Origin of the sequence: Pseudoalteromonas sp. A757, assembly GCF_004103285.1 — a bacterium.
In the GTDB taxonomy this organism is placed as follows: Bacteria; Pseudomonadota; Gammaproteobacteria; order Enterobacterales; family Alteromonadaceae; genus Pseudoalteromonas; species Pseudoalteromonas galatheae.
Window position 1 is genome coordinate 105,684 of record NZ_QNQN01000061.1, and the last position, 20,011, is coordinate 125,694.

Sequence of the window (20,011 nt, forward strand, 5' to 3'; positions counted from 1 at the left end):
TTTGTAAATAACCCGTAATCTAAAATCTGACCTTAACATTGAGGTCTCCCTGGATAATTTCGGGGGGTGACCCCCGTTTTTTTCTCCTTATCTAGCCACTTTATAAACCCCAATGCTAGAATCAACACTCGTTTCTCAAATTGTAACAATCTATCCTATGCAAAAACCCATCATCACTATTCGTTATTGCGTGTTATGCCAGTGGATGCTGAGAGCCTCATGGCTTGCACAAGAGTTGCTTTCAACTTTCTCCGATGACCTACAACAAGTTGCACTTGCACCAGCCAGTAAAGGTGTATTCGAAATCTACTACAATGATACGTTAATTTGGTGCCGCAAAGCTGATGATGGTTTCCCAGAAGCCAAAGTGCTAAAAAGAAGAGTAAGAGACTTATTAGATCCTGAGCGTGATTTAGGTCATGTAGATAAATAACCAGCAGAGGGGGATCGAAGCAGCTTAATTCCGAGAGTACAGGCAAGGGCAAAAATATCTGGAATATTGTGAACAGCTCCACTGGCCCGAATGGAAACCTGGAGTCACCACTGTCTTGCAGCCTGCTAAGGCGAGCACATGGATGCGTGAAGGATGCTGCTTCACGGACGAATTACAGCACATGATTCAGAACTGAATAGCTCAGGTTTAGCCCCGTGCGTACGGGGGCGAAGTAGGACCGACAAAAATATCTGGAATATTTTTGAACAGCTCTGCTGACCCGAAGGGCGAAAGACAGGAAGTCTGGAGTCATCACCGTTTCGCAGCCTGCTGAGGTGAGCGCATGGATGCGTGAAGGATGCTGCTTCATGGACGAATTACAGCACATGATTCAGACGTGAATAACTCAGGTTTAGCCCCGTGCGTACGGGGAACACTACGCTATACTAGCCCTAGTTAATTACTGGGGCGGTTTAGCCCCGTGCGTACGGGGAACACTAAGGTTCGGTAGGCAATTTAAACGTAAGATACGGTTTAGCCCCGTGCGTACGGGGAACACAGCCTAATTAAATATAACTGTCAATATTATTTCGGTTTAGCCCCGTGCGTACGGGGAACACACAGGAAACCCATTTATAATAGCCCGTTGTCCCGGTTTAGCCCCGTGCGTACGGGGAACACTTTACCACCAAAGTGCTGAATGGCGGCGTACTCGGTTTAGCCCCGTGCGTACGGGGAACACCCGTAATACAATTACGGGGTATTTTTGGCACACGGTTTAGCCCCGTGCGTACGGGGAACACGTGTAAGGGTCGCCAAACGCCCATCTAATGGACGGTTTAGCCCCGTGCGTACGGGGAACACGTAAAAATCATTAAATTCAGCCTGTTACCAGACGGTTTAGCCCCGTGCGTACGGGGAACACGCTCTGCTGGACATCACAATTACAGTGGAGAGCGGTTTAGCCCCGTGCGTACGGGGAACACTAAATGGAAATGAACGAAAAGTGCCACACGGCCGGTTTAGCCCCGTGCGTACGGGGAACACATTTATTGGCATAAAGCCTGATTTTATATGCTCGGTTTAGCCCCGTGCGTACGGGGAACACGTACAAATTTATCCCCCACCGAAATTGAGCCCGGTTTAGCCCCGTGCGTACGGGGAACACAAGAGCATCGCAGTACAGAAACGGACCAAGCCCGGTTTAGCCCCGTGCGTACGGGGAACACTTCAGCTGCCTAATGCGTTTGTTTATTGCATTCGGTTTAGCCCCGTGCGTACGGGGAACACGCCCAGCTCAATTATTCCTATGTCACTCTGCGCGGTTTAGCCCCATGCGTACGGGGAACACTGCTAACCCATCTAAATTAAGTTTGGTCAATTCGGTTTAGCCCCATGCGTACGGGGAACACTGTTTCTGACCAGTCAATGCTCAGTGCGTCATCGGTTTAGCCCCATGCGTACGGGGAACACCTTAGTTAGACGCTCTTTAATTGATTTCAACTCGGTTTAGCCCCATGCGTACGGGGAACACTGGTAAACACAAAACAGCAGTTTCTCGATCACCGGTTTAGCCCCATGCGTACGGGGAACACTTAATACCTCTAATTCATCAGCTAACTGCTCGCGGTTTAGCCCCATGCGTACGGGGAACACGGCCCATCAGCAACAACCCGACAGCGCAGTCGCGGTTTAGCCCCATGCGTACGGGGAACACTGAAATACAATCGAATGCCTCGGTGGTCTCGTCGGTTTAGCCCCATGCGTACGGGGAACACCAAATATAATGCGTCTACATAAAAACGCTGCACGGTTTAGCCCCATGCGTACGGGGAACACGTTGCATCATCAGTTGCAACAGCAGGGTAAAGCGGTTTAGCCCCATGCGTACGGGGAACACTACTTGGCGCAGGCACTCCCAAAAGGGGGGCGCGGTTTAGCCCCATGCGTACGGGGAACACCGAAAACAACAAACAGGCGGGGGTTCAGGTCACGGTTTAGCCCCATGCGTACGGGGAACACTCTGGTGTGAAATACCTATTGCAGTGTGCGCTCGGTTTAGCCCCATGCGTACGGGGAACACCAGGGGTGTTTACCCGGATAATACTGAACAGACGGTTTAGCCCCATGCGTACGGGGAACACCAATGGATGCCAACGCTCTCTGGCGTTGCTACCGGTTTAGCCCCATGCGTACGGGGAACACTCTAAAATTATATACTTGTTTTTTATAAAGAAAAAACACACTTTAAAATCTACCGAAACTTTTGGGTACAAACATATCTATTATTGAGCCTTTAAATCTCAATATCCAACTTGTTAAAGAGCAGTAAATCACAGATAGAATGGCGAAATAATTCGCTAACCCCCTCCCTGATTGTCATCGGCTCTTGGGGTGTACTTCACCAGCCTTAGCCCCTGAAAATCCACCGGCATTCGAGCATTTTCACCATAGGTAATAAAATCAAAACCCGACTCGGTGTTGGTTGCCCATGCCATAACCGCATTGCCGTCTTCCGCCAGCTCACTTACCTGAAACCAGATCATTTCGCGAATGCGTTTACTTACGTCACCTACGTACACGCCTGCACGGATCTCCAGCAGCCATACTGCCAGACGACCTCTCAATCTTGGCGGTACAGCCTCCGTCACAACCATACACATACTCATAGTGGGCCTCCGCTGCGATGACCTTCATCGCCAATGGATTCGGGTTCCGGGATAGCGGGCGGTTGTGCATCGGCATAGGGTTCGGGCGGTGTTACCTCCCCTGCGGCCAATACTTCTTCAATCAGCGGGATGAGACGTGGTAATACCTTGTCTTTACGGAACGCTTCGCGGCAAGCAATTCGTACCTCCCGATCGGGGGATTGCGGCCGCCGTTTGGCAATTTTAAACGCCACAGGTACAACGGTATCGAATTTAATAATGTCTGCAATATCATATACAAAGGATAATGGTTTACCCGTGTGTAAAAAGCCAATAGCCGGGGCATAGCCAGCGGCCAAAACAGCGGCTTCGGTAACACCATACAGGCAAGACGTAGCGGCGCTGATACACTGATTAATCACATCACCCTTCGCCCAGTCTTTGGGATCGTAGCGTCGGCCCTGCCAGCTGACCGGGTACTGCTTGGCAAGCAATTCATAGGTTTTGCGTACACGCGTGCCTTCAATGCCCCGCAGCTGATCAACCGAACGTCGTTCAGGTGCCGGTTCGCCAAAGCGTAGTTCAAACATTTTGCGCACCACTTTGAGCCGCAGGTTTTCATCAAGCGCCAGCTTGGCCTGATAGAGCAGCTTATCGGAGCGTGCACCACCGGGCTGACCTGCCGAATAAAGCCGTACTCCCGCTTCGCCCACCCAGATAAGCAAAGTGCCCGTGGTCGCAGCCAACTTGACCGCCGCATGGCTCACCCGGGTACCCGGTTCCAGCATAATGCACACCACAGAGCCCACCGGAATGAGCATCCGCTCACCGTTTACTTCATCAATCACAGCAAACGCGCCATCGCGCACATCAATACGCCCCATACCGATGAAAATCATTGAGTTACGATCTTTGATTGGAATAGGCTTTAAAGGAAGAAATGCCATTCCCTGCACTCCTAAATTGAATAAAAAATTAGCTAAGAAAAAGGCGAGTCGCCCCGCCTTACAAATTTGGTTACAACGGTTTAATCAACATCAGCCCGCAGCCAAAAGCTTTGGAACGACCGATGCCGTTGAATAATGCCTCGGTAAACTTTTCGGGATCTGTCACTTCAAGCTGACCGGCTATATCGACAGTAGAAAAGCGGATCTGGTTTTTCCCTTTTGCAACCTGGTGCTGTTGATAAGCATAGATATCGCAATCAGCTAACTCAGCTTTGGCACCCAGACTCAACAACCGCTCACTCCACCACTGGCACAACACTAAATCAGTTTTAAACCTTAACCACATTGCCAGCAACTCGCTGCGTGCTATTTGCTCGGTAAGTTGCAATTCCGCTTTCCAATTAGCAACAACACCATCATCAGCGAAATCCAACAATTGGCTTTTAAGCCGAGATTTTTTGCTCACTTGAGGAGCAACCCCTAACTTTTCAAGCTCGCTTAGCAATAAACTTTGCTGTGTGTTCATCACCACATCATGGCGACGGTTGTTTTTACACACCGTCGGATTAATCGTAATTTGATAGCCGAGCTTTTGCCCTTGATGTAATACAGGGTTGAATTGCTTGGTTTGGATAGCAAATATATCATTGTAGTTTTTCGGCTCCTGTGCCGAGAGCACTATAAACTGATCGAGCGCATCATTGACGGTACAATATAAAAAACTGCGCTTTTGTTCACCGGCAAACAGCTTCCAGAGTAACTGATGGCTGGCGTAGCAACCATTCACAGCGAGTTTTTGACGCTCCTCTCTGGCCATGGCATTACCCAACAACTTTATCTGACTTAAAAACACTGGCTCCTCCTTACCTTTGATATTCAACCACCAGCTGATGCTCAGTGCGCAAGTCAAACAGCCATTCTTTTCTGTCTATCGGATTATCCCGTACAGTCAGAGTATGAATTCGCTCTGCCTGCTCGGCGATGAGATCTGCCCTGTCACCCTGCCAGTAGTAACTCACGGTTTTATCCGGTTTAAGCCAAATGGAATCGGCCTGCTCAGTACCTAGTATTGGTGGGAACTCGTGATCTAATGCCGCTTTTAGCGATACGTTTTCAACCAAGGTCGGGCACAGCGGTGCTGCCAATGGGCAAGATTTACGTCCCAAGTACAACATATATTTAGGCCGCAACAATGCAGCGCGGATCACCTCTAACGAGTACGTTGAAGAGCTCGATTCTAGCGCAACAACCCACAGTCCGCTTTCCCGGTAATCACGGTTTGATAGTACCGTGTTTACTTTTTTCGACTTGAACAGTTCGTCACGCCGTGTGTATAGCCGTACTTTTTTATCTTCACTTGGCACTTGCGCTGTATGAAAGTCCCTGAGCAAGCTGCCCGCATTGTACTGTTTAACATGGCAGCTTAGCGCTTCGTTTAACGCGTTTAAGTTGGCTTTTTCTTCACGCTTAATACCAAGCGCAGCAGCAACCAAACCAAGCAACGCGCCTCGTGTTGGACGGATATGAGTGGGCCGGTCGCCACCCACAGCAGCGTCTCCCCAACTGGCTAAGGGACCGTATAGTCTGATCACCAAATAATTACTGGTTTTCATAGAGACCTCATTAATCAGCTGCAAAAGCCTGCAAAGACTTAAAGTTGCCTTCACCAGTTAATACATTGATAGACTGACGACTATCTGCACAAGACTCATAAACAGAATCAAAGTTCTTGATTTGACTTTCTAAACGCTGAACTGCGATTTGCGTCACGTTCTCACTCTCGTCAAGGGCCTTTACAGGGCTGACAAAAGCACTTGCCAGTGAGCGCGGCTGCTGCTCCCCTTTTTCTACCAGAATGTATGAGGCATAAGCATGAGATGCAAAACTATTTTGTTTGCCTTTTGGCGAGATTTTCGCGATACACTCCAGCAATGAGGCGATGGTTTTGTTGGCAAGCTCTAAATCACCAGAAAGGTTATCTACCAGCTGCTCTTTATCAATGCAGATATAGTTGTACAACACCGCAGAAGCAAAACCGCTATCACCAATATGCGCAGCACCTTGATCTCCCTTTCCTGCGTTGAGGTCGTCCACCGCGGTAAAGTAGTCACTTTCTACCGTGACATTTTCAACACTGATTGCGTGCGCAACCTGACAAGCAGCTTCAACGTTAAACTCTGGGCTCGATGCCAACATGCGGCCAAACAAAGCAATATCTGCGGCTTGGTTTTCTGCTTTAAGGAGTTGCAACTCGTCTTTTTGCGGTCCGCGATTTTCTGCTGCTAGTTGACCTGCCAATGCAAATACCGCTGTTTTTTCGCTGGGGCTAATGTGCGCCAGCTGCTCAATCTCCAGCGAGTCTTTTTTACCTTTGCCAAAAACGCCCGCAATCTCAATTGCCCAAGCTTTAGCGTCTTTCTCTTTTACTTCTTTTTCGGTTAGGTAGTTAAAAACCTCAACACCCAACTTTTTAGTTCGGGTACCAATGTGATCAGCTAAGCTCGTTTGAAATACGTCACTCACCCGCCAATTGCGCTTTGAACTTTGCGAACTGACTCTCAGGCGTTCGAAACCACCAAACTTGGCAGTTTTCGGTCTACCGGTTTCTTCCCTGTTCAGGTTTGCGGGTGCGTATGAAGTAAGAGTGTGGATCTGAATAAATTTGCTCATGGTATTTTCCTTATTTATGCCTTGTTCGCTACATCTTTGTAATAGTCCATCGCCCAGCGTACGGCGATCCGCTTGTCTGCCCGTCTGGGCGCCTGATAATTGTGTTCTTCAAACCAGCAGGCAATGTCGTCTGCCAGGCTTAAAATGTTTGTTTTATTGTTCAACTGGGCCAAAAGACGGCTCAATTGTGTAACAAATTCCTGCTCGTTTTTTGCAGCCTGAAGGTTCTGAAATCGCAACTCACTGACTACAGGCTTATCTGCACCCTCTTCCACATGCCCTAAGTCTCTGGCAAAGGTGCCACGCTCATGATGGCTTCGCACCATACTGAGGCTTTTGGCTATTACAGCAAAGCAGGGCATCACCCAGTCCTTTTTATGATTGTGTATCTCGGCGGGTAGCGCCTGCCATAGTGCCGAAAAGCCCTGAGTGAGATAAACGTCGTCCAACCTGGAAGCACGCTTAAGCTGAGCACGAAATACTGTTGGCGCAGGCCTAATGTTTAACTCAGCCTGAGTTGCTTCGTCATCCGACATAGCAAGCCACCAGCGAAACACTGTTTGAAATGCATCCCAGCTAATTGTATTGAACAGCTGACTTTTCGGTTTGTAATTAAGCGTCATTGGCTTGTGCCTCCTTGTCTTGTGTCTTTAGGTTGTAACGCCGTTTAAAGTCTTTACTTATTTTCTTCCCATGTAACCAGGCGGTCAGCTTCTGTCTTGCTGCTACTTTTCTGGCAATGGCTTTGTTATCCATGGAAGTGCTCAATACCACCTCGTCAAAAATATCTAACGCGGTATTGAGGGCACGATAGAACCAGCGCTTTGCGTCTTCACTTCGTAGCTCTCCTTCAACACAAATAGCCTGAGCTGCAATAAAGAAGTCGCGCTCGCTGCGCTGCCAGTAACTCAGCGTATGCTGGGCCAGATCTGCCTTTACATCTTTTGGCCTGTCGAACAGCGCTTCTTTAATCAAGGTACGCATCATGCTGCTAAATTCCATGGCAATCTGAATGGCCTGATTAAGGTCATGGACCACGCCTGCGCGTTTAGTCTCATCCAGTAAAAACACCGGGAACTGACTGTCATACCAGCCTCTGGCTTTCATATTGTCCATATCAAAACCAAATGCCCAGAGCCTCGGTTGCTGATCAATATAGTCCATTTTGATATCGTAAAACTCGTCTATCACTTTGGCTGGATGGTTGCCTTCGCTTTCATTGGCGAAACACAAGGCGTGCCATTGCTTATACTGAATGCCACCGGGCTGCCCTTTACTGGAGAGATTATCTTCATGTGGTTTTTTAGGGTTACTGCGATAATGCGTGAGCGGGTGCCACCAACTCCCTGCATAGTTGTTGCCATAGTTCGTAGTGGCAAAAGACTTAACGAACACCTCACATTGATGGCCAGTCAGTGAGCAAGTGCCCGCCGACTCCTCTGGCCGTAACCGTATGCGCCTCGGCATTGCCCAAAAATGTGTAAGAAAATGGGCATCTTTAAAGAGCACTTCTGTGCCTTTCTCTTTACTGACTTTGGTATCTGTAAGCCAAGGAAAAATGGCCCCTGATTGCAACTGTGCATCGCTCACCTGAGGCGCAATACAAACATTCAACCAAAGTTTATGCCACAAGCTGGCCGACTCTTCATTGGGTAATATCAAGGTTGTAAGTGGCCCACCACCGCGTAACCCCGTTCTGTAACCAACGCCCCCAGCTGGTGCATTAATTTGCAAGGTGAACAATGCAAGCGCCGCCATTTCTGGGCTCATTGCTTCAACCTGGCCACGTTTTATAAAATGATCTACATTATTTTTAAGCGTGTTGTCACCCGGAGTTTCAATCAACAAGGTGTTGACGTTCTGCGTGCCCGCACTTTGTAACGGATCTAAGTCCTGCATAAACAGCGGGCCATCACCAAACAAATTAAATGCGTGTGCTGCTTTACTGAACGACTCTGACAGCGCCTGCTCTGAAGGAGGTGATTCATACCAGTTGTACCAGTCTTCTCCTTCCTCGGGAGAGCAACAGGTTTGCAATAAACCAATGGCAAACTGATAAGCTGCCCCGTAAAAATCGGCGCGTGGCAAAGCAAAGTCAACCACATCGGGGTTTGCTATCGCCGACAAAGGCAATTGCCTGATAGAGTTATCCCTGAACCGATAATATAGCCAAGGGTCCTGTACTAAATTATTCATACCATTTTCCCTAATTGAAATGGGGGTAAGCCCCTAAAATAGGCTATTCACCAACCTCTGTTAGCCCTTTAAATGCATCATATAAAAATCGTTCATCACTTCCTTGCAACCAGCATTGCTTATATTTGAGTGAAGGATAGCGCTCCTGCAACCTCTCCAGTTGCTCACTGTATTCATTCGGAATTGGGGCCAGCTTTTCAGCTATACTTCTTTGATCTACACGTATTTCACTATGCTGTAGCAGGTGTTTTTCGGCGCGGCCTTCAGCATAAAAGGTCATATCTCCAGCTTGGTTTAGCTTTAATACCACCACCTGAATACTAACTCTGTCGCTGTATCGCGTGCTGATCTCAAGCTCTTCCCCCATCCACACGTTACCCGCCTGCCGGCAATACCCTCTTTGCCAATCCAGTTTCTGAAGCGTTGCCTGATTTTCCATCGCTTGTGTTTGCGCCTGATACTCGCTGTGATAGCAATCCAGATCTACTGGTCTGGTGTTTAGCGCAGCCTGGCTGTAAACGCTTTCGATCAAATGGCGAGCACAATCCGGTAAATACAACCCGCCTTTCTCTCTTAGCACTTTTTGCGTAAGCCATATAATGGTAGGGCTCCGGTAAACGGCGGCCGTGCCAGAGTGATTTTTGTGTAGCCAGTCTTTTTCTGGCTCGCTCTGCCACTCAGGGCAAAACACTTTTAATACAGCTGGAGGGCGTTTATCTTCTGAGAGCTCAGAGTTGTGATTGCCGTGTTCATCACGAATATGGCGTTTTAGCCGACCTGCACGCTGAATTAAGTCATCAATAGGGCAAATATCACTGAGCATAAAATCGCAATCTGCATCGATTGATTCCTGAAACACCTGAGTTGAAATCAATATTTGCCCCTGCCTTTGCTGTGACGAGCTTTGCTTACCCAGTCTGCTAAGCACCTCTTTTTCCTTTTGCTTTCTATCGTATAAAGCAAAGCGACTATGGAACAAAGTGATATGTGTTTGCGGGTAGCGTTTTGACAGTAAATCATACGCTTGCTGCGCATCCGCCACCGTATTACGCACCCAAACCACAGCTTCTCCGCGTGATGCTCTCATCAGCACCTCTTCAATACAGGCCTGCTCACAATGTATAAATTCAACCCGCACAGATTTGTGATTTCTCGGTAAACTCTCCACTGGTTGCTCATTTAATTTCCCTTGCTCATTGACCCAGGTTGCGAGCGGAAAGCCTGTTTTTTTAGTGCACTCGGGAGATTCAAGACCCAGCTCTTCTTGCCAGATCTGACAAAGCCTGTTGCGTCTTTCCAGCGGCAAGGTCGCAGTAAGCAGGATAACACTGCCGCCAAACCGTAAATGAATACGTAAAAGATCTTCTAGCAAAGTGAGCATATATTGATCTGCGGCATGTACCTCATCAAGCACTAGAATCTTACGAAACAAACCATGAAAACGTAGCGTGCTGTGTTTGGAGGCTAAAACCGATAGCAAAGGCTGATCAACCGTACCAACGCCAGCATGAGCAAGCAGCGCCTTCTTTTTAGAATCTGCGTACCAGATATGGCAAGCCTGACTCGCTGTTTCATCGGCTTTACTATATTCAAGATCGGGAAGTTGCTCTGTGACCAGTGACTCCTGATATGCATCCTCCATCATACTCGCGCCGTGTGCTAATACTAGGCTAGCTTTTTTGCCATCAACGGACATCATTTGTCCGTAATGCTGTGCGATACGATGGTACATGGCACTGGAGGTAGCCATAGTCGGTAAACCAAAGTAGAAGCCATCCGCAGCCTTTGCCTGCATTAAACGATGCAATAAGATTAGCGCAGCCTCGGTTTTGCCTGCACCCGTTACATCTTCCAGAATAAACAATTGTGGTGAAGAGCCGACAGGCACTTGCTCAGCAAACGACTGCAATGGTGTAGGTGTACTAAAGCCAAAATGCTTAGCGGTTGACTCATAAGGGAAGACCTCTACCTGACTGGTCAACTGCCTATTTGTAAGCGCTTTATGTGCCTGTTTTACAGCTTCGAGCCAGTAAGCTTGTATATCCATCGGCTCAGAGCGATATGTGAAATACTGAGTATCTGAGCCCAACCAGTCAGCAAGAGTGCACAAACCTGCAAGGTGCCAACTGGCATACCTTAGGTGATCGCGCCATACTCTATCCGAAAACTTTTCCGTTGGCAGATCATCAGCAAATAACTCAAGGCAATACGCTATGAACTCTCTACAAGCCTGGTAATTTTCATCGACACAATAGTCTTCTATTCTGCTACCAAATTTGTGCGCTACAACCGGCTCACCGTGATGACCAAAAACACAATTCAGCATGACTCGCACAGAATCTATCTTTTTAAATGCCTGCGTTACTTCGTTCGGTGCACCTTCAATTTGCTTGGCGCAGGCTTTCCAAAAATGATGGCCTAACCCGTCATGCCGTGCGTCCTTTGCTGAGTAAGGTTCTCTTGATCTTTTTTGACTTAAATTACTATCACTAAATTCTGCTAAGTTTTGAAATGCTGAAGCAAATTTACCCAAGTCGTGAATGGCAACAAAGAAACCAACCGATGACCTGAGCTGTGGAATGGATAAACCAAGAAACTCGGCCAAATCTTGTGTAAATTGCTTATTCAAATCTAAATAAGTCAGTGCAACCGCCGCCACATCCAGGCTATGAAATACAAGCAGGTGATAACGGTGAAAAGTTTCGCCCTGCCTGACAATTTGCCACCCTTTTCTGCTTGCAAGTGCTTTGAGGTGATCGACAGATTTAACACTTGGATAGCGTTCAACAATATCTTGTAATGACTCGCCATTCATCTCTCTCATACAATAATCAATTTCGAGTGGCTTTCTGGCTTTACCCCAGTATTTGAACATCAAACTGTTTAAATCTGTCATATTGTTCTAGTCCTTGCTTTCAATACACTCAGCTTACGACGCGAATAAAATGCCAACAATCCTGCGATTGCAACCAGTAAAAGAATTACCCGGTCGGGTGCGTTTACTCAAATGTTCCATAGCAAACCCCTAGCCCTCAGTTCCCGATAACAAGCCGGTTCCATCACTATTTGTTGGGCTTCCGGGTGTGGATGCTGAACATCTAGCCTCAAAATGCTGATCAGATAATTGATCAGCGCAGCGTTGGTTTTAATTTGCTTTTGGTGGTTGTGCATATCAAAGTCGTGGGCGATAACTTGTTGGGCGTACTCGCTGAGTCTTGGGTCTGGGATTATGGTTAAAGTGACTTCCTGCAGCCAAGCTTCGTCGTCTTTTTTGTATTTTTGTGCTTTGCTGATAAATTCTGGGGAGGCTGAGACGATACGCGATAATGAAAAGTCTCTGAAGCCTTTGACTTTCTCACAGTAGGCTCTCAGGTGATACCGCAGCCCAGAGTTGATCAAGGTATGAGGGCGGATCACGCGTTCGGTTTCACCGCCTTCTTTTATAGACTGATAGCGAATATCCAGCACGCTTTGTCGCCGACAGGCATTCAATATGGGCCGCAAAATGGTGGGATTAAGCTTTCTGTGTGGTAATGCCAGCGCTGTGATGGTGGAAGAACTCAAGTTGTGGACGTACTGTTCCCCAGTGAGACTAGTATACTCAGTAAAATCCTGAGAGATGTAGTTAGGTGTAAAGGGGCTTGCCAGCACATAAGCTTTCTCAGACTCATTGTAGCTTGCGGCAATATGATAGCGTTCAATAAAGTCGGTGACATAACGCCGTGCGCTGGGCCGTGAAAGCTTAAATTTACTCTGGAAAGTACCGGTCTGGATTTCTCCCTGCCAAAACAATACTGCTTCAATATATCTAAAATACAGCTCTTCCTTAGCCTGCATAAAACACTCTGGTAAAATTTTCGTAAAATAAATGTATCAAAACAAACAAAGTAAGTCATTGACCTGAGACAAACTAACAGTGAGATCACGCTAGCACTTTTTTGATGGTTGATTAATAATCAACTTTGACGGCAGTGTTTCCAATGGGTAACGGTTATATGCAGTTTATATATGATGTGAGTTCGAGTCTCGCCCTGCCGCCACTTCCAGCCAAGCTACTCACCACAGCTTTCCTACTAAAATGTTCTACTGGTTAGCCCCGCGTCTGCGGGGAACACTTAACAAAATCTAAATCGATACGGATGACGCACGGTTTAGCCCCGCGTCTGCGGGGAACACGAGTTGCCAATAGAATACCGTTGGAGTAGTCGCGGTTTAGCCCCGCGTCTGCGGGGAACACATAAATCCTGTCGTCGTAGTTCGTCATACTTACGGTTTAGCCCCGCGTCTGCGGGGAACACTTAGCTATAAAGTCAAGCGCAAGCACAATTGCCGGTTTAGCCCCGCGTCTGCGGGGAACACGAAATTGTGGAGTTTACTAATGAGTGAGAACAAGGTTTAGCCCCGCGTCTGCGGGGAACACGCCCGCGCAGAAATTGGGGTGAACTATAACGGCGGTTTAGCCCCGCGTCTGCGGGGAACACGTAAACTCTGCCGTTTTCTGCGGTAAAATTACCGGTTTAGCCCCGCGTCTGCGGGGAACACGCAAGATAAGATATACAAGCTCATTGTACACTCGGTTTAGCCCCGCGTCTGCGGGGAACACAAGTTGAACTGAAAAAATATCCAGTTGAGATCCGGTTTAGCCCCGCGTCTGCGGGGAACACTATGGCGCAACTAGATTGCTGAGGCCGTGGTACGGTTTAGCCCCGCGTCTGCGGGGAACACCTGGCACTAAAGTTTTCAGAGTGCAGTACCACCGGTTTAGCCCCGCGTCTGCGGGGAACACGTACTCCTTTATTCTCAAGCCACACGTCGAATGCGGTTTAGCCCCGCGTCTGCGGGGAACACCTAAACTCACTGAGGTTGCCAAATGACTCAATCGGTTTAGCCCCGCGTCTGCGGGGAACACGTTATCAACCAAATCACGAATATCTCTATGTATCGGTTTAGCCCCGCGTCTGCGGGGAACACATAAAGTTCGGCAAGCTCAATAGCGGCTAACTCGGTTTAGCCCCGCGTCTGCGGGGAACACGATTAAACGACCTACTACGGTCACAACATCAACGGTTTAGCCCCGCGTCTGCGGGGAACACGATGCCAGATACATTTCCCCTAGTGGGGTTTTCGGTTTAGCCCCGCGTCTGCGGGGAACACCCTTGGCTTTGCGTTGGCGCTTGGCCTCAAGTCGGTTTAGCCCCGCGTCTGCGGGGAACACGCCTCAAGCTCTGACTCAATAATTAGCCTCAACGGTTTAGCCCCGCGTCTGCGGGGAACACATGGGGATCCCACCTGCTGTTGCGATAATATTCGGTTTAGCCCCGCGTCTGCGGGGAACACGCAAGTTCTTGTTCAAGTTTGCGTTGCTCAAGACGGTTTAGCCCCGCGTCTGCGGGGAACACTCTAAAAATATCTCATTGTTTCTATTGGCAAAAATCACCATTGCAATGTTCACCAAAAATATTGGGTACAAATTCTACGTATGTTTACTCGGCTCAATTGTTAAAGAACGGGGGTTTCTCTTCAAATAATGTATAGCCAACAAACCAATAAACTTCCCTATACTTACTCAGCAAAATCGATGAGCTCTTGCCCTGTTAGGCGATAAATAATCCATTCATTTTGTGCTTTAGCACCGATGCTTTCATAAAAATCGATTGATGGTTTGTTCCAGTCAAGTACCACCCACTCAAAGCGACCGCAGTCCTTTTGTAGTGCAAGTCTTGCTAGGTACTTCATGATCCCTTTACCTGCACCAACACCGCGTTTGTCTTGTGACACATATAAGTCTTCAAGATAAAGTCCATGCTTGCCAAGCCAAGTAGAATAATTAAAGAAATACACTGCGAATCCGATTGCTTCACCATCTAATTCACAAATAACGCTGTGTGCTCTGGCTTCTTTACCGAACAGTTTTTGCTCTATTTCTTCTACGGTATTGAGCACGGCATCCGGCTCTTTCTCATAAATTGCAAGTTCGTTGATAAAGTGCAGTATCGTTGCAGCATCAGCCACTTCTGCAGGGCGAATTGAAAGGCTCATAATGGCTCCTAGTTGAAGGTTTTAGCCAGCTTAGCAAATTGTAAAGGGGGATGACAGCACCTTTCAGGCAGCAGTAAAGTGAACAAACACTCCGGCTCGTTCGTATATAAGGCTAACAGTTTTTTATACAGGAAGAGGTTAATATGCAAAGGATCATCTTTGCCTTTTTGGTGTTGTTTTTAAGCACTCAGGGTTTCGCAAGTACCAGTGATGTTGTAAATCAATTTATAGAAAACCCTCAACAGGTCGGCAAAACAAGTCGAATGACCTACCTGTTTTGGGATGTTTATGACGCCAGCCTTTATGCTCCACAAGGGGTGTACTCTAAAGAACAGCCTTTTGTATTGGCATTACATTATCTACGCGCGCTTGATGGCAAAGAGATAGCAAAACGCTCGTTAAAAGAGATGCAAAAGCAAGGGTTCAGTAATTCAAGCCTAGGTGAGCAATGGCTAACAAAAATGGTGAAAATATTTCCCGACGTTTCTGAAGGTACCGTGCTATATGGTTTAAGAACACTTGACGGTTATACCCAGTTTTATGAAGGTGACAAGCTCATTGGTGAAGTGAAAGACTCGGAATTTACTACACGATTTTTCGACATTTGGCTTAGTGAGAAAACCTCCGAGCCGACAATGCGATCCGAGCTTTTGGGCCTAATACGATGATCACTAATGGTCTTTTTCTCAATTTTAAGTTCGCTATTTTGTTCAGCGAGACATACCGGCAGCAACAGCACTCGAACACTTTTCAAATCTAAGGAGAAACAATGCGTACTATCTTGATGTTACTCACCCTATTTTTATTATCTGCTTGTAGTTCCGGCATTGATGGTAATAAATACTCTACGCTCAGACCACAGTTCGATCCATACGAGTTTTTTGTTGGTGACATAAAAGCATGGGGGATAGTCCAAGACAGAGATGGTAACTTAGTCCAACAATTTACTGTCGATATTAAAGGCTCAATCAACGACCAGTCTGAGCTTGTTTTAGATGAGACCTTCAACTATTTGCTCGGTGACGGCGTGAAAACACGAATTTGGACTATTACAAAAGCAGCTAACAATCAGTATTCTGGCCGCGCCGACGATATTCTCGATTCAGCATCGGGTGAAACCTTCGGTAATGCAATGAATTGGCAGTATAGAATGGACTTACCCGTTGATGATACCAGCTATGAAGTACACTTTGATGATTGGATGTGGTCTTTTGATCAAACCACTCTAATCAACCGCTCTTATATCGAAAAGTTCGGCATTGTAATGGCTGAAGTCACAATCTTTATGCAAAGACAATAGCAACGAGCCTAAGTCAACATCCGCTTACCCTTCTAACCCGTGTGTTTGTCTACAATTTGTAGACAAACATGACGGCTCTACTACAATCAATAGCCATTATAGTGGTGCAGAACAGTAATTGTATACTGAGAGCACAAAGTAAAAGTATTATATAGATAAGTGTTATTACTGAGTAAAACGCAAGAAAAAACACCTGCGCTGCTGCTCAAATAACTTATAGGGATCCCAGTAATGATTAAAAAGATACTAGCAGGAGCAATTGCCCTTGCACTTGTCGGCTGCGTAAATACAGAAAACGAACAATCGAATAATGTAGCCTCAATGCAATCCGTAAAATATCCAACAACTAAGATGGGCAAAGTTGTTGACAGTTACTTTGGTACACAAGTGGCAGATCCATACCGCTGGTTAGAAGATGATAAAAGTTCAGAAACCGCAGCTTGGGTAAAAGCACAAAACGAAGCAACACAAGCATATTTATCGCAAATTCCGTATCGTAAAGATATCGAAAAACGCCTCACTGAATTACTTGATTACGAGCGTGTTTCTCAACCATTTAAGCACGGTAACTATACCTATTTCTACAAAAATGATGGGCTGCAAAACCAAAGTGTTTTGTACCGCCAAAAAGAAGGTGGTGAGACTGAGGTATTTTTAGATCCAAACACCATGAGTGACGATGGCACAACATCGCTTGCAGGTTTAAGTTTTAGTAAAGATGCTTCATTAGTCGCTTATCAAATTTCCGAAGGTGGCAGTGACTGGCGTAAAGTAATTGTACTAAACACTGAAACTAAGGAGCAGGTCGGTGAAACTCTAGTCGACGTGAAGTTTAGCGGTATCTCATGGTTTGGTAATGAAGGCTTTTACTACTCAAGTTATGATAAGCCTAAAGGCAGCGAACTTTCTGCAAAAACTGACCAACATAAGGTGTATTACCACAAGATTGGAACACCCCAGGCTCAAGACAAAGTCATTTTTGGTGCTACTGACGCGCAAAAGCACCGCTACATTTATGGTGGTGTGACAGACGACAAAAAGTACTTAGTGATCTCTGCTGCAGTGTCGACATCAGGTAACAAACTATTTATTCGTGATTTGAGCAAACCCAATAGTGAATGGGTAACGATTTTAGATCATACCAACTCTGATACCAGCGTTATCCACAGTGAAGGCGATACATTGTTCTTGAGCACGAATTTAGATGCGCCGAATCGCCGTATCGTTAAAGTCAATGCAAAGCAACCACAACCAGAAAATTGGCAAGATGTGATCCCGGAAACCGACAATGTGCTTTCAGTATCAACTGGCTCTGGCTACCTATTTGCAACTTACATCAAAGATGCAATTTCATTGGTAAAACAATATGATTTCACAGGTAAACTGATCCGTGATATCACCCTTCCAGGAGTAGGTACAGCGAGTGGCTTTAGTGGTGAGGAAGAAGACGAAGTACTCTATTACTCATTCACCAACTACAAAACGCCAAGATCGATTTTTGCTTTCAATGCAAAGTCAGGCACCAGCGAATTATATAGCTCAGATAAAGTAGACTTTGATTCAGATGCTTACGTGTCTAAGCAAGTTTTTTACACCTCAAAAGATGGCACCCGCGTACCGATGATCATCACCCATAAAAAAGGGCTGAAGTTAGATGGTAATAACCCAACGCTACTATACGGTTACGGTGGATTTAATGTCAGTCTTAAGCCTTACTTTAGCCCGACACGTGCAGCTTGGTTAGAGCTGGGTGGTGTTTATGCCGTAGCAAACTTACGTGGCGGTGGTGAGTATGGTAAAAAGTGGCACAAAGCAGGGACTCAAATGCAGAAGCAAAACGTCTTTGATGACTTTATTGCTGCAGGCGAATATTTAGTATCCGAAAACTATACTTCAAGTGAAAAGCTTGCAATTAACGGCGGTTCAAACGGTGGCTTGTTAGTAGGTGCAACGATGTTGCAACGTCCAGACCTATTCAAAGTTGCAGTGCCAGCGGTTGGGGTACTTGATATGCTGCGTTATCACACCTTTACTGCTGGAGCTGGCTGGGCTTACGACTACGGTACAGCGGAAGACAACAAAGAGATGTTTGAATACCTGAAAGGTTATTCACCTGTGCATAACGTAAAGGCTGGTGTAAATTATCCGGCAACCATGATCACAACAGGTGACCATGACGACCGCGTAGTACCTGCACACTCTTACAAGTTTGCAGCTGAGCTACAAAGCAAACACACAGGTCCAAATCCGACGCTTATTCGTATCGAAACCAATGCCGGGCACGGCGCAGGCACACCAATAAGCAAAACGATTGAACAGTATGCCGATATTTATGGCTTTACGCTTTACAATATGGGAATTAAGTCCCTTTAAGCATAAGCCTAGTTTGAAAAGCCACCTGTACAAGCAGGTGGCTTTACTCAATAAGGACGTATCTATGATCAGTTGCCAACAGTATGATTATATTGAACTAGCGTGCCTAAAACGCCTAAAGGTTACTATTGAGATGAAAGATGGTGACGTTGTGCGTGGCAGGTGCGAAAACACGGCCATAGTCGACAAACAGGAGTGTTTAGTTTTAGAACAAGAAAGCCAAGCTGTCACTGTGATGCTTGCAGAGATTACAAGCATCTCTGCCGATACTGATAATCCCTACTTTACAACATTAAGATTTCAGTGATAACGCCATAAAGACACTTAACGGGTTGTCGCGGTACATCCCAAAGCGCTCACACCGCTCAAACCCCAAGCTCTCATAAAGACTTATCGCACTGGCTTGCTTAGAGCCGGTTTCCAGCCGGATCAGCGGGATCTGCGCTTCACCCGCATAGTGAAGCAAAATTTGCATAATACGTTTAGAAAGCCCTTTACCTCGATAGCTAGGTTTTACGTATAAGCGCTTAATTTCACCGTATAAGGTTTTATCAAACTGCTTTACAATCGCACCACACGCTACAATGCCCTCCTCATTTTGTAAGCCAACGGCATACACGTTAGGTTGGTTAATTTCTTCTATTGATAAAGACTGTGCACTTGCGATTGGATATAAGCTGTTCATAAGCTTATCGATTTCAGAAAACACCGCGACTACTTGTGGGTCATCTGACTTTAACTGAATTAATTGCATACCTGCCTCTGAGAAATAAGGCCAATTTGTCCTGCGCCCATAAACTGAGCAATATTATTACTATTCTGGCCGACGTCAAACTATACCGAGTTAGAAATAATAAGCAAATTATAGAGGTAAGATGATGAGCTGAGTACGTGTGGAAATTTTACGACGGTATTAGTTTAACTTGTTAACTATTTGTTTTAATTAGATAAAAATTTGTAACCCCGAACTGTTACAAAGTGTAAGGTGATGGTGTGTATTAGATACCTTTAGGTAACTAAGAATTTTTCATTCTGATTCTTTTGCCCGAACATCATGCTTTATCGCACCACTCTTAAGTATTGTTACTTTGGTTTCTACAGGTTGTTCGCTCTTGCTTGGGAAGCTCAGTAAAGTCAGTAATAACAACACGCTTGTTAGCACTATAATAAGCGGGATAGAGGTATGCGAACTTGGGTGTGATGCTCTATGGGGCATAAACAAACCTACGAAAATGAATTTGTCTTCCCTAAAAACCAATCCTTTTTAACCAATAACTAAAATAGCACTTAGTTAAATATAATTACTTTTTATCACAACTAAACTTTTAGTGCTATATCATTTTAAAAAAACATCAAAAAGTATTACTTCGTTTACTAATGACGTTGCTGTTCATTCACTTTCCAC

Annotated in this window: 17 protein-coding genes and 2 CRISPR repeat arrays; of the genes, 5 read left to right on the forward strand and 12 right to left on the reverse strand. The window is 46.2% G+C overall.

What is annotated here, in order from left to right:
- The first annotated feature begins 157 nt into the window (after positions 1-157).
- Positions 158-433, forward strand: a complete 276-nt coding sequence (locus DRB05_RS06095; protein WP_128726132.1) for a SelT/SelW/SelH family protein — start codon at positions 158-160, stop codon at positions 431-433.
- Positions 434-841: 408 nt separating this feature from the next.
- Positions 842-2,638: direct repeats of the CRISPR family, unit length 29 nt; unit sequence CGGTTTAGCCCCATGCGTACGGGGAACAC.
- Between the two features lie 155 nt (positions 2,639-2,793).
- Here DRB05_RS06095 and cas2e read toward each other — a convergent pair.
- From cas2e to DRB05_RS06145, 10 genes are all read right to left on the reverse strand, one after another.
- A complete protein-coding gene (cas2e, locus tag DRB05_RS06100; RefSeq protein ID WP_128726133.1) occupies positions 2,794-3,102 on the reverse strand; it encodes a type I-E CRISPR-associated endoribonuclease Cas2e in 309 nt (102 codons plus the stop codon).
- A complete protein-coding gene (gene cas1e, locus DRB05_RS06105) occupies positions 3,099-4,028 on the reverse strand; it encodes a type I-E CRISPR-associated endonuclease Cas1e (RefSeq protein WP_128726134.1) in 930 nt (309 codons plus the stop codon). Before cas1e ends, cas2e begins: the two co-directional genes overlap by 4 nt.
- Before the next feature lie 70 nt (positions 4,029-4,098).
- On the reverse strand, positions 4,099-4,881 hold the full coding sequence (cas6e, locus tag DRB05_RS06110; protein WP_128726135.1) for a type I-E CRISPR-associated protein Cas6/Cse3/CasE: 783 nt from the start codon (positions 4,879-4,881) through the stop codon (positions 4,099-4,101).
- A gap of 10 nt (positions 4,882-4,891) precedes the next feature.
- Positions 4,892-5,641: a type I-E CRISPR-associated protein Cas5/CasD gene (gene cas5e / locus DRB05_RS06115; protein ID WP_128726136.1), complete on the reverse strand. Its 750-nt coding sequence runs from the start codon at positions 5,639-5,641 to the stop codon at positions 4,892-4,894.
- Between the two features lie 10 nt (positions 5,642-5,651).
- Entirely contained in the window at positions 5,652-6,698 is a 1,047-nt protein-coding gene (gene cas7e, locus DRB05_RS06120) for a type I-E CRISPR-associated protein Cas7/Cse4/CasC (protein ID WP_128726137.1), read from the reverse strand.
- 14 nt (positions 6,699-6,712) lie between these two features.
- On the reverse strand, positions 6,713-7,321 hold the full coding sequence (casB, locus tag DRB05_RS06125; RefSeq protein ID WP_128726138.1) for a type I-E CRISPR-associated protein Cse2/CasB: 609 nt from the start codon (positions 7,319-7,321) through the stop codon (positions 6,713-6,715).
- A complete protein-coding gene (gene casA, locus DRB05_RS06130) occupies positions 7,311-8,894 on the reverse strand; it encodes a type I-E CRISPR-associated protein Cse1/CasA (protein ID WP_128726139.1) in 1,584 nt (527 codons plus the stop codon). The genes casB and casA overlap by 11 nt, the downstream gene beginning before the upstream one ends.
- A 43-nt stretch (positions 8,895-8,937) precedes the next feature.
- Entirely contained in the window at positions 8,938-11,790 is a 2,853-nt protein-coding gene (gene cas3 / locus DRB05_RS06135; RefSeq protein ID WP_128726140.1) for a CRISPR-associated helicase Cas3', read from the reverse strand.
- Between the two features lie 107 nt (positions 11,791-11,897).
- The gene (locus DRB05_RS06140) at positions 11,898-12,731 is read right to left on the reverse strand and encodes a WYL domain-containing protein (protein WP_128726141.1); all 834 of its coding nucleotides are present in this window, start codon (positions 12,729-12,731) and stop codon (positions 11,898-11,900) included.
- Between the two features lie 249 nt (positions 12,732-12,980).
- Positions 12,981-14,293: direct repeats of the CRISPR family, unit length 29 nt; unit sequence CGGTTTAGCCCCGCGTCTGCGGGGAACAC.
- Positions 14,294-14,456: 163 nt separating this feature from the next.
- Positions 14,457-14,933: a GNAT family N-acetyltransferase gene (locus DRB05_RS06145; RefSeq protein WP_088532761.1), complete on the reverse strand. Its 477-nt coding sequence runs from the start codon at positions 14,931-14,933 to the stop codon at positions 14,457-14,459.
- A gap of 143 nt (positions 14,934-15,076) precedes the next feature.
- Between DRB05_RS06145 and DRB05_RS06150 the strand changes: the two genes are divergently transcribed.
- From DRB05_RS06150 to DRB05_RS06165, 4 genes are all read left to right on the forward strand, one after another.
- A complete protein-coding gene (locus DRB05_RS06150; protein ID WP_128726142.1) occupies positions 15,077-15,601 on the forward strand; it encodes a chalcone isomerase family protein in 525 nt (174 codons plus the stop codon).
- A 101-nt stretch (positions 15,602-15,702) separates the two neighbouring features.
- Positions 15,703-16,233: a DUF3833 family protein gene (locus DRB05_RS06155; RefSeq protein WP_128726143.1), complete on the forward strand. Its 531-nt coding sequence runs from the start codon at positions 15,703-15,705 to the stop codon at positions 16,231-16,233.
- A 231-nt stretch (positions 16,234-16,464) separates the two neighbouring features.
- A complete protein-coding gene (locus DRB05_RS06160; protein ID WP_128726144.1) occupies positions 16,465-18,606 on the forward strand; it encodes a prolyl oligopeptidase family serine peptidase in 2,142 nt (713 codons plus the stop codon).
- Positions 18,607-18,670: 64 nt separating this feature from the next.
- A complete protein-coding gene (locus tag DRB05_RS06165) occupies positions 18,671-18,913 on the forward strand; it encodes a Rho-binding antiterminator (RefSeq protein WP_128726145.1) in 243 nt (80 codons plus the stop codon).
- Here the strand turns inward: DRB05_RS06165 and DRB05_RS06170 are convergent.
- Positions 18,899-19,360 carry a GNAT family N-acetyltransferase gene (locus DRB05_RS06170; RefSeq protein ID WP_010603965.1) on the reverse strand — a complete coding sequence of 154 codons (462 nt, stop codon included), beginning with the start codon at positions 19,358-19,360 and terminating at the stop codon, positions 18,899-18,901. The genes DRB05_RS06165 and DRB05_RS06170 overlap by 15 nt on opposite strands.
- 273 nt (positions 19,361-19,633) lie before the next feature.
- The gene (locus tag DRB05_RS06175; RefSeq protein WP_128726146.1) at positions 19,634-19,822 is read right to left on the reverse strand and encodes a hypothetical protein; all 189 of its coding nucleotides are present in this window, start codon (positions 19,820-19,822) and stop codon (positions 19,634-19,636) included.
- Between the last annotated feature and the right edge of the window lie 189 nt (positions 19,823-20,011).